The sequence below is a fragment of the Novipirellula aureliae genome (assembly GCF_007860185.1).
GTDB lineage: Bacteria > Planctomycetota > Planctomycetia > Pirellulales > Pirellulaceae > Novipirellula_A > Novipirellula_A aureliae.
The window spans coordinates 825,612-841,336 of sequence record NZ_SJPY01000002.1 but is presented as its reverse complement, the minus strand read 5'-3'; the positions used below and the strand labels follow the sequence as shown (position 1 = coordinate 841,336).

Annotated in this window: 9 protein-coding genes; 3 read left to right on the top strand and 6 right to left on the bottom strand. The window is 53.4% G+C overall.

What is annotated here, in order from left to right; all coding sequences use genetic code 11:
- Positions 1-275: 275 nt before the first annotated feature.
- Both Q31b_RS08780 and Q31b_RS08775 read left to right on the top strand, forming a co-directional pair.
- Entirely contained in the window at positions 276-3,725 is a 3,450-nt protein-coding gene (locus Q31b_RS08780; RefSeq protein WP_146599434.1) for a PVC-type heme-binding CxxCH protein, read from the top strand.
- 51 nt (positions 3,726-3,776) lie between these two features.
- Positions 3,777-4,757 (top strand): 3-keto-disaccharide hydrolase, encoded by a 981-nt coding sequence (locus Q31b_RS08775; RefSeq protein ID WP_146599278.1) that lies wholly within the window; start codon positions 3,777-3,779, stop codon positions 4,755-4,757.
- A gap of 45 nt (positions 4,758-4,802) precedes the next feature.
- Here the strand turns inward: Q31b_RS08775 and Q31b_RS08770 are convergent, their stop codons facing one another.
- From Q31b_RS08770 to Q31b_RS08745, 6 genes are all read right to left on the bottom strand, one after another.
- Positions 4,803-6,350, bottom strand: a complete 1,548-nt coding sequence (locus Q31b_RS08770; RefSeq protein ID WP_146599277.1) for a sulfatase family protein — start codon at positions 6,348-6,350, stop codon at positions 4,803-4,805.
- 165 nt (positions 6,351-6,515) lie between these two features.
- Positions 6,516-7,346 (bottom strand): transglutaminase-like domain-containing protein, encoded by an 831-nt coding sequence (locus Q31b_RS08765; RefSeq protein WP_146599276.1) that lies wholly within the window; start codon positions 7,344-7,346, stop codon positions 6,516-6,518.
- Positions 7,347-7,424: 78 nt separating this feature from the next.
- On the bottom strand, positions 7,425-8,147 hold the full coding sequence (locus tag Q31b_RS08760) for a proteasome-type protease (RefSeq protein WP_146599275.1): 723 nt from the start codon (positions 8,145-8,147) through the stop codon (positions 7,425-7,427).
- 209 nt (positions 8,148-8,356) lie between these two features.
- On the bottom strand, positions 8,357-13,585 hold the full coding sequence (locus Q31b_RS08755) for a PAS domain S-box protein (protein WP_146599274.1): 5,229 nt from the start codon (positions 13,583-13,585) through the stop codon (positions 8,357-8,359).
- Positions 13,586-13,958: 373 nt separating this feature from the next.
- Positions 13,959-14,366 carry a hypothetical protein gene (locus Q31b_RS08750; protein ID WP_146599273.1) on the bottom strand — a complete coding sequence of 136 codons (408 nt, stop codon included), beginning with the start codon at positions 14,364-14,366 and terminating at the stop codon, positions 13,959-13,961.
- A gap of 58 nt (positions 14,367-14,424) precedes the next feature.
- Positions 14,425-14,661, bottom strand: a complete 237-nt coding sequence (locus tag Q31b_RS08745) for a hypothetical protein (RefSeq protein WP_146599272.1) — start codon at positions 14,659-14,661, stop codon at positions 14,425-14,427.
- 518 nt (positions 14,662-15,179) lie between these two features.
- On the opposite strand from Q31b_RS08745, the gene Q31b_RS08740 reads away from it, so the two are divergent.
- Entirely contained in the window at positions 15,180-15,620 is a 441-nt protein-coding gene (locus Q31b_RS08740; RefSeq protein WP_146599271.1) for a CsbD family protein, read from the top strand.
- Positions 15,621-15,725: the final 105 nt, after the last annotated feature.

Sequence of the window (15,725 nt, the reverse complement as noted above, 5' to 3'; positions counted from 1 at the left end):
ACCTCGTTTGCACGAGCGCATTCTACCTCCGATAGTGATACAATTTGCAGAATTGGCTTTCAAACTGAAATAGGATGATACATAATCAGTTGTCGGCTATACTTGATGATGCCTTTGTTTCATCGAAGGTTCCTTCCCCCGTTCCTACCGCCCGCAAGTGCTGTGTTGCGGTCCAGTCCTCCTGTCGTTTGTCCCCCTATCCTCCAATACCCGGTGTTTCGAATATGCCCCGAACCTGTCTTTCCTTGCATTCAATACGTGCTTTTTTCGTTTGGATGATTTCCGGTTTCTCCGTCTTTTGGATGTCCTCCCAGCCAATTGCTGCCGAGACCTTTGAATTTCAAGAAGGCGATGTCGTTGCCGTTTATGGCAATGGCCTCGCTGATCGGATGCAGCATGATCCCTGGATTGAGACGTACTTACAAAGTCAACTCGAGGGACAAAATGTTCGTTTCCGAAACATGAGTTTCTCGGGTGACATGGTCAACAAGAAGCCTCGCAGTAAAGGATTCACCAACGACGAGGAGTATTTGCAGCATGTTTCGCCGAGTGTTGTGTTCACGTTTTACGGGTACAACGAATCCTTCGCAGGGCCCGAAGGTGCGGATGCGTATCGGGGTGAGTTGGTCGCACTGGTCCAGCGTTATCGTAAGTTGATGGCGGAGAAAGGCGAGCAAGTTCGATTTGTCTTGTTCAGTCCGATCGCTTACCAGAATCTGGATGACCCGCATTTGCCAGAAGGCACGGAATTGAACACCAATCTGGCGATCTATACCGACGCAACGTCCAAGGCTGCCGAGGAGGCGGGGGTGTCGTTTGTTGATCTGTTCTCGCCAACACGGAAACTGTTTGCGAGCACGACGCAGCCGTACACGCTCAACGGCATCCATCTCAACGAGCGAGGATATGAAAAGCTCGCCGAAATCATTTCCGCAGCACTGCTTGACCAAAAACCTCAAAACAAAGAGTCTTTGAGCGATATCTACGCGGCGGTTAAGGACAAGAACTGGCATTGGCACAATCGATACCGAGCCACGGACGGTAACGACATCTGGGGCTCACGTTCGACGCTGAGGTTTGTTGATGGTCAAAGCAATGGGGATGTTCTCAAACATGAACTTGAGATGCTCGACGTGATGACGGCCAATCGTGATGAAGCGATCTGGGCAGCGGTTGCCGGGAAGGAATATGTGATCGATGACAGCAACGTGCCGCCGCCGGTCAAAGTCATCTCCAACATTGGCGGGGGCAGCAGAAGTTCCAATCCCATGAAAGAAGGAAACATCGACTATCTATCGCCCGAGGAGTCGATCGCAAAGATGGACGTGCCCGACGGCTATGAACTGAATGTCTTTGCATCCGAAGTCCAGTTTCCCGACTTGGCCAACCCGGTCCAGATGCAGGTCGACGGGCAGGGTCGGTTGTGGGTGGCAAGTTGGAATTCGTACCCGAAATGGGAACCAGGAACGGAACTCAAAGACAGTCTGATGATTCTCGAGGACACCGACCGTGATGGCAAAGCGGACTCGCGGAAGATCTTCGCGACGGTCCACAACCCGTTGGGATTTGAGTTCTGGGGCGGTGGAGTCATCGTTACTTCCGGCCCCGACTTATTGTTTTTAAAAGACACTGACGGGGACGACATAGCGGACGTGCGTTACCCGTTGCTGCAGGGGCTAGGCACCTCGGATACGCACCATGCGGCCAACAATTTGATCTACGGCCCGGATGGCGGGATCTATTGGCAAAGCGGTATTTTCTTGGTTCACAACCACGAAACGCCGTGGAAACAGAATCTGAATATCGGTGCCTCGGGTATGTACCGGTTTGATCCACGTACGTTTGCGATCACGCCGCACGCCGCCAATAGCCCCAACCCTCACGGGACCAGTTTTGATTACTGGGGTTATTGCTACGCCAATGATGGTACGGGCGGCAAGTCCTATCAAGTGCGGCCCGAAGGCAAAGGGTTCAAGATGCACACCTTGTTGACGAAGGAGTTCCGCCCGGTCGCAGCAAACGCGATTTTGTCCTCGCAACACTTTCCTGATGAGCTGCAGAACGACTTTCTGATTTGCAACACGATTGGATTTCTCGGCGTCAAACAGTATTCGCTCGACCGCGAGGGCGATGGCAAATCGCGAGAATTCGGACAGGTTTGGGGTACTCCGGGGCTCGAACTGATCAACAGCCAAGACCGCAATTTCCGGCCCACCGATGCGGTTGTCGGCGAAGATGGTGCGTTGTACGTTTCGGATTGGCATAATGCAATCATCGGTCACATGCAACATAACATTCGTGACCCTAATCGCGATCATGCCCATGGGCGCATCCTACGTTTGACTGTGAAAGATCGGCCGTTGCAGGAACCGGTCAAGATCGCCGGGGAGCCGATCGAGGCATTGCTCGAAAATCTGAAGCATCCTACCAACGGTGTTCGACATCGCACGCGTGTCGAGCTGAGCGCACGCGATTCCAATGCCGTCATCGCGGCCGCTCACCAGTGGTACAAGGACTTCGATCCGAACGACGAAACGGAAGCCCACCATTTGCTCGAAGCCCTCTGGTTGCATCAACAACACGGTTTCCGCAATGAAGACCTACTCAACTTGCTACTCGAATCGAATGTCCAACATGCGGTGGTTGCAGCGAAGACGGTCAAACACTTTTGGGAGAACGTGGACACGACCGGGGCACAGGGGTTCGCCTCCGAAGCGGAATCGGAGTTCGTGGAGTTCTCTGCTCCAAGACATCTTGACCGTAGAGATCGCAGGACGTACCTACTAGGTTCTCAGATCTATCAACGTGAGTCGCACTGTGCGACCTGCCATCTGACACACGGACAAGGGAACGCGAACGTTTACCCGTCCCTGGTCGATAGCCCTTGGGTGACCGGCGACGAAGAACGATTGGTCAAGCTATCGATGCACGGTCTTTGGGGGAAACTGTCGCTGCACGGAAAGACATTTGATCCCGCTCGCGGCGTCCCTCCGATGACCGCATTCCAATCACTGCTCACGGACGAGGAGTTGGCCGCGGTACTCACTTTTGTCCGTAACACGTGGGGCAACGAGGCCTCACCGATCAGTGCCCAGACCGTCGAACGTATTCGCGCAGAAACCAGCAGTCGTTCGACTTTCTACACGCCCGATGAGTTGCTCAGCGAACATCCGTTCGCACCGGAGTTCATGGATGCAGCCAACGCGGTGGCGGTCGAAGAGTTCTCCAATGAGGCCTTGGAGGCGGGGCTGCTTTCATCGACGCCATCTGAGCTTGCTAGAATCGCGATTGAACGTGGGAACGCTCAGCGGGGCAAACTGGTCTTCTACCAATCCTCGGCGGCCTGCTATGCCTGTCACGATCCACCGGGTGGCGCGGCACGGCTGGGGCCTGATTTGACCACGGTCATGACCCCACTGACTGCCGAACAATTGGTGGACGCCATTCTCCGTCCATCCGCTTTGATCGACAAGGATTTCGCGCAGGTGAGCGTGTTGACCGTAGACGGCAAACTGCTTACCGGTGTCCGCGTCGCAGACAACGATGACGAAATTGTCTTGCGAAACCTGGCGGCTCCCGATCCGATCAAGATCCCTCAGGATGATGTGGAAGAGGTCATCGAATCGAAGGTCTCGTTGATGCCTGAGAACTTGGCACGACAACTCAAAGACCGCAGCGAGTTTGATGACTTGATGAAGTACATCATCGAGATCCGCGAGCGTTGATCGGCAACCGAGCAGACATGGGAATCGTCTAGGCCACCGGCCTGGACGATCGTGGCGACACTGGATCCCTTCACCGGGATTGAGTTCGCAATCAATTTAATCACTCTTCGTAACGAGACATTGGAACGCATGACGCAATTTTCGAGAATATTTCAAGGCAGCATATTCGTGGGGCTCCTGATAGGGACGTTATCCGCACAGGCAGAACAGGCGTCCGCTACCCCTGAGACCCAGGAACAAAAGGCGGCGGAAGTTGGGTTTACCACCATTTTCAACGGTGAGAATTACGACGGCTGGTATATCAAGCTGAAGGAGGGTGACGAAGCGTTAGGTCAGAAGGTCTTCGCGATTGATGATGGGATGATTCATGTCTTCGATGATAGTTGGCCCGATGAAATTGATCTCAATAAGGGAACCGATGGAACGATCGGGATGATTTACACCAAGAAAAGTTACTCCAGGTACCATCTCAAATTCGACTACAAATGGGGCCGCAAGAAGGCCAATTATTTTGACAAGTGGCCGTGGGACGCTGGGGTTTACTATCACATCTCCGATGACAAGGTTTACCCTACCGGGATAGAATTTCAGATTCAATACTTACCCAAGGACGATCGAAATCGTACAGGAGATCTCATCAAGGTTCCCGGGCAGGAGTATGACTGGTATTTTAATCCGGAAAACAGCCAGTATTTGCATCCCGATGATGGGGGGATCCTGTTCACGAAGCAAAAGTCTTACGTAGGAAGAAGTTGGCTATATAACGCAAAAGTAACTCGCAACTTTAACGCCCTCAATGACCAATGGAATTCCTGCGAAATCATCGTGATGGGCGGAGAGTATGCGATTCATAAGCTGAACGGTGAAGTCGTCAATATGGCTTTTAACCTTAAGCCCGGTGAAGGGATCATTGGGTTTCAGTCCGAAACGGCAGAAATCCTCTACCGAGACATTCGGATCAAGGAATTCGACGAGAGCGTGCCTGCAGAAACCTTCCTGAATCCTCGCTCGGAAGCGAAAGCGGCGAAGTAACTTCATTCCTGCGGACTCTGTGCGATCACGGGCGATCACGGGCGATCACGGGCGACTGTGTCCCTGTTCGATGATTTCGGCAAGTTGTTGTTTGAGGCGATCGGCAACCTTGGGGTGGTCTTGGATCACGTCCTTCGTTTCGGCCGGATCATCGTTCAGGTTGAACAGTTGGAACCGAGGTACCTTCGTGTTGGTAAGCTCCGTCTCGACAACGATATTGCGAGCTTTCTTCTTGTCGTATCGGTGCAACTTCCATGGCCCGGCACGGAAACCATACGTCCCGCTGCTGCCGTTGTCCTGTTGGACGAGGTGGTCGCGGCCTTTGGCATCCCTTTCACCTAAGAGTGCGCCGAGGACATTGAAGCTGTCTAGACAAGCGTCGTCGGGAAGTGGCTGCTCGGCGAGAGCGGAAAGACTGGCCGCGAGATCGATCGTGCAAACCAGTTCGTCACTCACACCCGGCTGGATGCGACCTTTCCAGCGTGTGATCAGCGGTGTTCGCGTTCCGCCTTCATAGATGCTGTATTTGCCACCCGAGTAGGGACCGGCGGCGCGGTGATTGCCGATCTTCTCGATCGCCTCATCCTTGTAGCCATCGTCTAGCACTGGGCCATTATCGCTGCAAAAGACGACGAGTGTGTTTTCGGCTAGTTTCAGTCGATCGAGGGTCTTCATCAATTCGCCAACGCACCAGTCGAGTTCGATGATTGCGTCACCACGGAAGCCAAGCGATGTCTTTCCTTGAAACCGTTCGTGCGGCATGCGAGGCACGTGGATGTCGTGAGCAGCAAAGAACAGAAAGAACGGCTCGGCCTTATGCTGTTCCATAAACTCGACGGACTTTTCAATCCATTTATCGGCAAGATCTTCATCGCGAAAACGTGCGGCATGACCGCCAGTGTAAAAGCCGATCCGACTGATGCCGTTGTGGATTGTTGAATTGTGACCATGTGACCAATCCATTTTCAGTGTGCTACGGTGCGAGATGCCGGTGGGATGTTCCGGGCTTGGCCTTTTGTTGCCCACCCACAGTGGGTCGGCTGGGTCGAGATTAGGAACTCGGTGATCATGAACATAAACCTGGGGTACGCGATCGTTTGTCGTTGGCAACAGAAAGCAAGTGTCGAATCCGATTTCCAGCGGACCTGGTTTCAGGTCGCCATTCCAATCAGGGCCATTTTCTCCACCGAGTCCAAGGTGCCATTTGCCGATCACTGCCGTGGCATAACCGGCCCGCTGAAGCAGTGACGCGACGGTTTCCGTTCCCGGCTTGATGATCGCTGGCGCATTGGGCGGTGCAATGCCGGTGCGGTCGCCACGAAAAGCATAGGTCCCCGTCAATAGTGAGTACCGCGTTGGCGTACAGGTGGATGCTGAGCAGTAACCGCTGGTGAATCGCAAGCCTTCGTCGCTAAGCCGATCAATATTGGGCGTCGTAAGCGACTTCGCGCCGTAGCAGGAAAGATCGCCGTACCCGAGATCGTCTGCGATGATGACGATGACGTTCGGTTTTTCTGCCCGGGCCGATACCGTGACCAGCAGAAAGACGAACAGGGTAAGCATTCGGGAACGTGGCAACCGGTTGGTCTTCATCTTCGTTTTACTCTTGGTGATTCGCTTGGCGGTCGTAGGAAAACGTCTGAAATTATATCCTATTTGAGCCTTCTCAAGCACTGGCTTGTTATCAGCTACGGTGTGCAAAATTACAGGTTGTGGCTGCGGGGTCAAACTTGGCTGATACAAACCCGTGTTGGTACTTCACGCCGTCGAAACCGCTGGGTCCGGCACCGACGGAAGGCCACCGTCGGACGATTTTGCCCATACATTCTTCTCCAGCATTGCTGCACTACCCGTTAGCGTGCAGAATGCAACATCGGCCGCATCGCGTCCGACGCCGATGCGTACGAGACCGAGAGTGGATGCCAAGCGTGTCGGATCGAACAAGTACCAATGGCCATCCAAGAACGCTTCGATGAATCCATGATAGTCGGGCGGCTGCAGATTGACCGCATACCCAGATACATAGCGGGTTGGAATGCCGACTCCTCGGCACAGACTGATTGCTAGATGTGCGTAGTCACGGCAAACACCTGTCCGTTGCAACAAAACATCGGACGCGGTCGTCGTCGCGGTCGTGGTGCCGGGAACGTATTCGAGGTGGCTGTTGACCCAATCGCAAATTGCTTGGACACGCCCGAAGCCTGGACTCAATTGACCGAACTCCTCGAATGCAAACTTCGCCAAAACATCGCTTTCACAATATCGGCTTGGATTCATGTAGGTCAAAACTTCAGGCGGCATTTGCGAGGCCTGGGATTCGCTAACGTTACTTGGTTGTTCAATCTCCGATGTCAAATCCACGGTCGCCTGATAAGTGATCGACATTTGACACGGTTGAACAACCATTCGCTGAAGGCGGTTGCCATCGAAGCCGATTTGGCAGTTCTCGACGTTGATCGCTGGATCGAAGGTCAACGTTTCGTTGCTCACCACTTGGTGCGGCGTCGTCGCCGCCGTGATCTTGAGCAGAAAGATCGTTGGTTGACGAACCTCATAGACGAGTTTGCTGCCGATCTGTATTTGCGTCATTCGCTGTCCTTTCATGCGGCATGGGTTTCTCGTCTGCGTCTATCTATCGCAGGCGGGAAGCCATTGCCACGTTCATTGTTAGGTGGTAGGGAGAAGGGGGGAAGCCCATTGCATCGGCAGGTTGTGAACGGAATCAGAAAGAGCTCGGGTCCAGTGCGAAATCGTATCCATCAAATCGACTTCCGTGTAGCGATGAAAACGCGGAGCCGAATCGCCGTTGACAAGCACCGCCACGTCGATCGGATAATCCACATCCGTCACACTTGTGCGAGTTGCATCGAAGGCCAAAAGCGCAAGAGTGATGGCTGATGGCAGCGGCGTATCGGTCGTCAGTAACCGGTCGAGAATCGGCTTTCCGTAATAGGTGCGCCCGATAATGAAGTAGGGAGAATCCATTGCGACTTCGACCCAATTGCCTTCGGGATAGACGTAAAAGAGTTGCGGGCTCTCGTCGGCTGGTAATCTACCACCGATGATTGCGTGCAGGTTGAAGGCGTGATGGGTGGCGGCGAGTGCCGGCCCATCTTCCGCTTTCACTCGCCGCAATTGGTCGCCAAACAGGTTGGTGAATTGGTACAAGCGATCGCGAACGACATCCTCGCCTCGGAGTGCTTCATCAACATAGGTCAACGTTTTGTCGCGAACCGATCGTAGCCCACTGGTCATCGTAAAGAGTGCTTGCCCCGCATGCTGGAACTCCGCAAGTTTCCGCTTGTTGACCTGCTCGCTACCGCGAACGATCCGGGTGTCGGCGAGCGCGACAATGCCATCGTTGACTTTGATTCCGACACAGAACGTCATACTAAATTCGATTTACGAGTTGAGTGGTTGCTAGAGAAGACGGTAGGAAGACGGTGTACTGCACATCCTGCGCCAAACCGCGGGGTAGGCTGCGCCAAACCGTGGGGTAGGCTGCGCCAAACCGTGGGGTAGGCTGCGCCAAACCGTGGGGTAGGATTTTGCCCTACTTACGAGGAACGTAACGCAGTTTGGACGGCTACGCCATGGCATTACTTCGTGAGCACCGCGACGCGTTGGATCAGATTTGCCGAGTCGACAGGTTTCGCCATGAACTCGGTGCAGCCGACCGCAATGGCTTTTTGGACTTCATCCGACGTTGCTCCGGCCGTTAACGCGATGATCGGCATCGTGAAACCCTGGTCGCGAAGTCGTTCCGTGGCTGCTCGCCCGTCCAAAACCGGCATTTGCATGTCCATCAAAATGCATGCGAATGGACGTTCTTCACTTTCCGCCTTGATAACAGCTTTTACCGCATCGGCACCGTTCACCGCTTCGGCTACCTCGGCCCCCGCACGAGATAGAATTCGAGTGGTGACCATTCGCACATCGCGGGCATCGTCAGCAACGAGAACACGACAACGGAGTTGCTCTAGCTTTCCAGAACTGGTCGACTCTGGCTTCAAGTCTGCTGCGTTTGGCATCACCAAGTTGCCAGAGCTTTCCACTGGCAACAGCAACGTGAAGCAACTTCCTTTCCCTTTAAAGCTCTCGACCGTAATGTCACCACCAAGGATTTTGGCGAGACGTTTGCTGATGACCAATCCCAATCCCGTTCCTTCGACGCCGACGATCTTTTCATCGTGCACTTGGCTGAACGTTTGAAATAGTCGGGACAGATTATCTCGAGAGATTCCGATTCCTGTGTCGATGATTCGAAAGCGTAGATGGTCTCGGTCGGGCGAAGTCATGTCCACCACAACTCTCACGCTGCCTTTGGGAGTGAACTTGATTGCATTGCCAATCAAATTGACCAGGATTTGCTCGACCCGTGAACGATCGCTGTGAATTCGTTCGACGACGGGGCTTGCAAACTCAAACGTCAACGGAATACCATTTGAATCGCTACGATGCCGCATCAATTCGCTGATGTCGGCCAACATTGGCACGAGGCTAAAGCGTGCCTTGCGGACTTCCAGTTTGCCGGCTTCCACTTTGGACAAGTCCAGGATATCGTTGATGATACCGAGCAAGAATCGGCCGTTTCGGATAACGGTTTCGAGGTGTTCGGCTTGTACCTCTTTCCCTTCACGCACGTCTCGAAGCGCGATGTCGCTGAATCCGATGATGGCCGACATTGGCGACCGAATTTCGTGACTCATATTGGTCAGGAACTTACTCTTGGCCAAACTGGCTTCTTCCGCCGCTGCACGAGCCGTTTCTAGGTAATTCTCGGTTTCTTTGCGTCCGGTCACATCCGTCATGTAAAGAGCCGCGCCTCCTTCGACCGGAAAGACACGGGCATCGTACCAGCGATTGCGTGTTTGGGAGAAGTATTCGGTTGTTTCGCCTCGCTGCGAGCGACGCACGCGGTCGAGTACCGACAGCAGCGGAGATTCTAGTTCGTTCGCAAACAATTCTTCATAAGACCGACCCACTAAGTTCTCCGATAGCTTGGTCAAATGGTGTGCGGCCCGATTGGCAACCTGGATCACGCCTTCCTGGTTGAAACTCACAAACGGATCGTCACTTCGTTGGATCACTTCGGAAATGATGGCGCGTGAAGCGGAAAGTCTCTGCTCCGTTTCTTTCCGAGCGGAGATATCGTTGATCAATGAGATGCAGCATTCGGGATTCCCATCCACATCCAACCGCAGTGAGGTCGTCAGATTGATCCAAACAACGTGGCCATCGCGATGGAGATAGCGTTTTTCCATCGAGTAGCCGGGGATTTCGCCGCGTTTCATTTGAGCAAATTGGACCAAGTCAATGTCCAAGTCATCGGGATGCGTGATCTCTTGGAACGTCTTGGAGAGCAATTCTTCACGCGAGTATCCAACGATCTCACACAGTTTTTCATTGACGCGAAGCCATTCGCCATCCAACCCGACATGCGCGATTCCGATCGCTGCGTTCTCAAAGGTGCTGCGATATTCCGCTTCGCTACACTCGAGAATTCGCTTTGCTTGGACAACGGCGGACACATCATTCTGTGCGCCAATAAAGTGCGTGACGCGTCCTTCGTCATCGGTAATGGGTGTGATGATGAGATCGTTGTAGAACTCGGTGCCATCACGGCGATAGTTCAGCAATGTCACGCGGCACTCTCGACGCGCGGCAATTGCATCACGGATCTTTTGAACGTCAGCGGGGTCCGTACGTGGCCCTTGCAAAAATCGGCAATTGCGGCCGATGATGTCGTTTGGTTGGAAGCCCGTCAGACTATAAAAACCTTTGTTGGCGTAAACGATCGGTAGGTTTTCGGCTAACGCGTCGACAATGATGAAGCCAGTGCTCGCTGCGTCGATCGCTCGCGTCCGCAATCGCAGTTGCTCTTCGGCCGCACGCATCAATGTGACGTCATAGAGTGTGATCGCCGCAGCGGAAACACGTTCGTAGTCGTCTAGCACCGGGGTGACACGAATTAACAATGTGAGCTTCTTGCCGAGAATGGTCGCAGAGATTTCTTTTGGAGCGACTTCTCCCTTACGCGACAGTTCGCGAACCAAGACATCACAGGGATCAAATACCGAATCAGGCAATACATCGGCAAGCTCAACGTTTTTGGAGACATCCAAAGCGTTGCCGAAAAGCTTTGTGGCACCCCGATTCCAACTTGTCACACGACCCGTCAACTCAACACCGATGATCGCGTCCGTACTATCCGAAACGATTGAGTTCAGCTTGCGGATCTTGTCCGCGGTGTCTTTGACGGATTTCAGGTTGGTGATGGTCAACAGGACGCCGGAGCGATCACGATAGGGTGTCGCTCTCAAGAGCACCGGATCCGCTCTTCGATCGGTCGCCTCGACCTCGACCGGTTGATTCGTGTCGCGGACGCGCTGAGCGATCTCGATGAGGTCGGCGCCTTCGAGGGCATGCGCATAGTTTGTCAAGGATTCCCCTTTTACGCCTTTGCCTCGGAGCAACAAAATATCTTCTGCAGCAGGTGTGACCCGACGGATACTCATCTCCCGATCGACGAGGACCATTCCAACGTCACTTTCACGCATGACGCTTTCCAGGTCGGTCGTCAGTTCGGTCAGCAATTGGAGCCGACGCGAACTTTCCGAGTGGGTCGTATGTAATTCTTCGTTGACGCTGTGCAGCTCTTCGTTCGTGCTTTGCAGTTCCTCGTTGCTGCTGGTTAGCTCTTCGTTGCTCGATTGTAGTTCCTCATTCGTCGTCTCGACTTCTTCGATCGTTGCTTGCAAGTTCTCTCGCGTGTAGTCGAGTTCCAGTTCGAGCATTCGCACTTGCTCTTGAAGCAATGCGATCTCCGACGCTTCGTTGCCATCCATTGCCGCTAGCTTCGGAGGTACCAACGAAATCTCTCGATTGGCTGCGTTGTTTTGCGGATCAACCGCCGACGGCAAGAAAAGCGAGTTTTCCGTTGACGAAGATGTCGAGTTGATGCGGAGCAAATAGTGGGTTTCAGAAATATTGGAATGATGAAACGCTTCGACCCGTAACTCAACTCGCTCACCCTGTAAGATGGCCGATTCGGTCTCGACAACTTTTTGGCTGGTATGCATGCGTTGCAGAAGAACCATCAAAGGCAAACGCAACGGTTCGGCGAGCATATCCTCGACGGTCCCGCTCAATCGTCCCGCTTGCCGAACGGTGAATCGGGAGACATCCCCAAAGACTTGCAGCGGTTGCAACGAGTGGTCGAACAAGATTCCGGGCGGCGCGTATTCTTCCAGTATTCGGTCGTAGGACATCACGAGCGCTGGAGATGGTGCACGAGATGGTCTTGGACGAATCGAAAGAGCGGCGTTGGTCGGTGGACGTTTGCGAAGTTTCAAATCCAGCGGTAATCGCGATTCGCGTTCTTTTTGGAATAGCCGCCAGTGTTTGTCGAGTGTCGCGAACTGCTCTTCCACGTTCCCAGGTGTTTCGCTCGGACCGAGCCACAGCACGCCTCGCGTCCTCAAGGCATGTGTGAATGCAGAAAGCACACTTTCCTGCGCGTCTTCCAGCAGATAGATCAACAGATTCCGACAGGTGACCAGGTCCATGTTCGTGAACGGAGCGTCTTGCAGCACATCGTGGCGTGCGAAAACGATCGAATCACGGACACTTTTGATGATTTCGAAGCCATCGGGGTGCTGCGTGACAAACTGATCCCGGAGGTGTTTCGGAATTTCCGTGATCGACTCGGCGGGGTAGACGCCTTGCTGTGCATATCGGATCGCGTCGGGATGCACGTCAGTCGCAAATATCTTTGTGGCAAATTTTGCCCCCCGTCTCTGCTTCTCCTCCTGGATCAGCATTGCGATGCTGTACGCCTCCTGACCGGTCGCACAACCGGCGATCCATACTCGCAATTCATCGTCCTCCTTTTTCGATGAGACAAGCGTACGGAGACAACGTCCAGACAGCCGTTGGTATCCGTCTGGATCGCGAAAAAAACGAGTCACGCCGATCATCAAATCGTCGGCCAATCGCGATAATTCTCTGGGATCATTGTCAAGCAAAGCGACATAACGGTCCAACTCGTCTGTCTTGCTCAACATCATCCGACGCGACAGTCGTCTGGAAAACGTTCCGTGTTTGTAACGTCCAAAATCAACGCCACAGCATCCTTCTAATCTTTTGTAGATCGGATCGAGATCGTTGCGTTCGATCGACGGCGCTCGGCGCGCAACAACCTCCTCAAGTGACGTTCCTTCCGCAAAGGCAGTCAATGCCTCGGCGATTTCGGGGACGGGCGCGACAATGTGTACGGACTGAGTTTTGATGGCGTTGAGTGGCATGCCATTGAACTGAGCCGAGTCCTCGTCCTGACACAGCACCAAACCGCCCGCTTGCCGGACGTCCAGAATACCGTGACTGCCGTCGCTGCCGGTCCCCGAAAGGATGACCGAAGCGATCGGCCGATCGGATTGCTTTGCAAGGGAATGGAAGAACCGATCAATGGGCAGGTTCAACTCGCCATCGTCGAATCGCTCCAACAACTTCAGCCGATCATCGTCCAGTTCGACGTGCTTTCCAGGTGGCATCAAGTACACGGTGTTGGGCTTTAACGTTGTGCCCTCCGTCATCTGGACCGTGGTCATATTCGTTCTGCGGCCTAATAATTCGGCCATGTGGCTTTGATAATCTGGCGATAGATGCTGAATCACGACAAAAGCGGCACCCGTGTTTTCGGCCACCTGCTCAAATAGACATTCTAGTGCCGTCAGACCACCCGCGGACGCACCGATACCGATAATGCAACGCGGGGTCTTCGTGATGTCACGGTGAAATGTTTTCGTATTCTTGGAGGGTTGGTTCATCAGGGACTTGTCTGGATCGATGCAACGTGGCGTTGGCCTCAAGCCCGCGTGTCCATAATCACTCGCTGCTGGCGTGTGGACAAAAAATCATGGACGAGCTGGCAAATCGTATTTGCGGAATGGTAATGGCCGCCACGCAACTCGCGTGCCCAAGACGAATTCGCAGGGAGCGGACGGCTTCTGCACGCTCCGAGCGATTGCGGCCGATTGAAAAAGCGGCCGGTTGGAGGATCGTTAACCACGATGGTTGTTTACCGTACAGTCGCACGATTGATCCGAACGAATTGAACACGACTTGGCAAATTCACAGAAGATGCTTCGTCACCACTCGCTGATAGCCGGTAAAATCATGAGACCTCCCATGGCCGACGCCTCAAGGTTTGCGAAACCGGATGGGAAGGGCTGGTTGGAAGCCAGACCCACAAAACGATTCAGTTGCGATCAAGGCGATTTCCGCGACGAGTTCGTCGATCTCCGATCGGTGATGATCGAACTTAGTCTTTGCCTTGGCAACTTCTCGATGCCGGGCAAAACTCAACATTTCTTCAATCTCGATTGTTGCTCCACCCGTTTCAAAAGTGCTGAGCATTCCCTTGAGTTTGTGTAGGCCGGAAGCAGCTTGGTCGGACTTCCCAGCACACAACGCTTGATCGGTCTCGTTGATAACTTCAGGAAGGTCTGCCGATGTAATCGCAGCCATTTCACGAAGTAAGCCCTCGTCTCCACCCAGTCGCGAAATCGCCTCTGCGAATCGAGGTATGAGCTGTTTCGATTTTATCACCGATCGTTCCCTTTACTGAATTATATTATTTGACCATGACTTCTTCTGCCGGATGACCCTACCAAGGTTTGATCTTCCAGCCCACGATCAATCCCAAGCCGAACGCCCAAACGGCGGCAACTTCAGGTTTTTCTTTTGCGTAGTCTTTTGCTAGGCCGAACAAGTCTTTCGCTGGCTCGGAAACGTAATGGTCTTTGAATTCGCGTGCACCGGTCGCAAGACTGTCTGTCGCATCGTTGACAAGTTCGCGAGCCACACCTTTAACGTGTTCGGTTGATTTGGTCGTTTCAGACATTCCGTCATTCCTTTTTGGGGGTAGAGATAGAGATTCCGTATTTTGAACGCAGGCTGGAAGCCTACGCCACGAAGAATTCCGTATTTTGAACGCAGGCTGGAAGCCTACGCCACGAAGAATTCCGTATTTTGAACGCAGGCTGGAAGCCTACGCCACGAAGATCAGGTTGTTTTTTTGATTGGATGATTGAGCGTTGCTTATTAAGCGTTGCTTTGCGTGTCCTGCGTTGTCCAATCCAACGCAATGCCAAAGCAAAGCCCATGCCATTAAAATTCGCATGCGTATTTGGGCGTGCATCAGCTGGAGGCCTGCTATTCGCTGGCTGCAATCGAGGCAGCATGAATGAATAACGCTCAGCTAGGATGAACATTCCAGATGAACATCCCATTCGTGTCTCGTGATCCACAACGCTTTTTACGACTCATACGCTCTCGCACTTCATCGGCACATGTTTTGCAATCTTGGTCAAGACTGGATGTCTTTAGACACATGTCCCCACAAACACAGGATGCAGGAAATTGATTACGAAAAGAGAAATGAGCGGCAAATGGGATTCGATCGTAGGATCGGTCAAGAAGAGGTATGGACAGATCACCGACGAGGAATTGGCACAAGTTGAAGGCGATCTCAACCAACTCTCCGGATTGATCCAGCAAAAGGCCGGCCAGTCCCGTGAACAGGTCGAAGCATTTTTGGACGAGTGCTGCGAAGGATCGTTCGTCGATCAAGTGAACGCCATGGCCGAGAACGCAAGTGAAACGATACGTGAAGGCTATCAACACGTTACCGAGACTGCACGACATGGATATGATCACTCCGTCAAAGCGTTGTCACGGCGACCGATTGAATCGATTGTTGCCGCGGCAGGAGTTGGTGTGTTGCTCGGTGTCATGGTAGGCATTTCTATCGGAGCCCGACGTGAACGCGAATTGTCATGGCGAGAACGCTGGAGTCGCTAGTCGGTGCACGTGGGATTCCAGCCTGGGGCCGTGCAACTGCCGGACTATCCGCAGGCTGGAAGCCTGAGCGAGCCGAACAACGGCTCGACCAAGCACGTGCAACTG

Excerpts from the sequence above, each read along its gene's own strand:
- Q31b_RS08755 (WP_146599274.1), bottom strand. The coding sequence starts at position 13,585 with ATGAACCAACCCTCCAAGAATACGAAAACATTTCACCGTGACATCACG.
- Q31b_RS08765 (WP_146599276.1), bottom strand. The coding sequence starts at position 7,346 with ATGACGCAAATACAGATCGGCAGCAAACTCGTCTATGAGGTTCGTCAA.
- Q31b_RS08780 (WP_146599434.1), top strand. The coding sequence starts at position 276 with ATGATTTCCGGTTTCTCCGTCTTTTGGATGTCCTCCCAGCCAATTGCT.
- Q31b_RS08760 (WP_146599275.1), bottom strand. The coding sequence starts at position 8,147 with ATGACGTTCTGTGTCGGAATCAAAGTCAACGATGGCATTGTCGCGCTC.
- Q31b_RS08770 (WP_146599277.1), bottom strand. The coding sequence starts at position 6,350 with ATGAAGACCAACCGGTTGCCACGTTCCCGAATGCTTACCCTGTTCGTC.
- Q31b_RS08745 (WP_146599272.1), bottom strand. The coding sequence starts at position 14,661 with ATGTCTGAAACGACCAAATCAACCGAACACGTTAAAGGTGTGGCTCGC.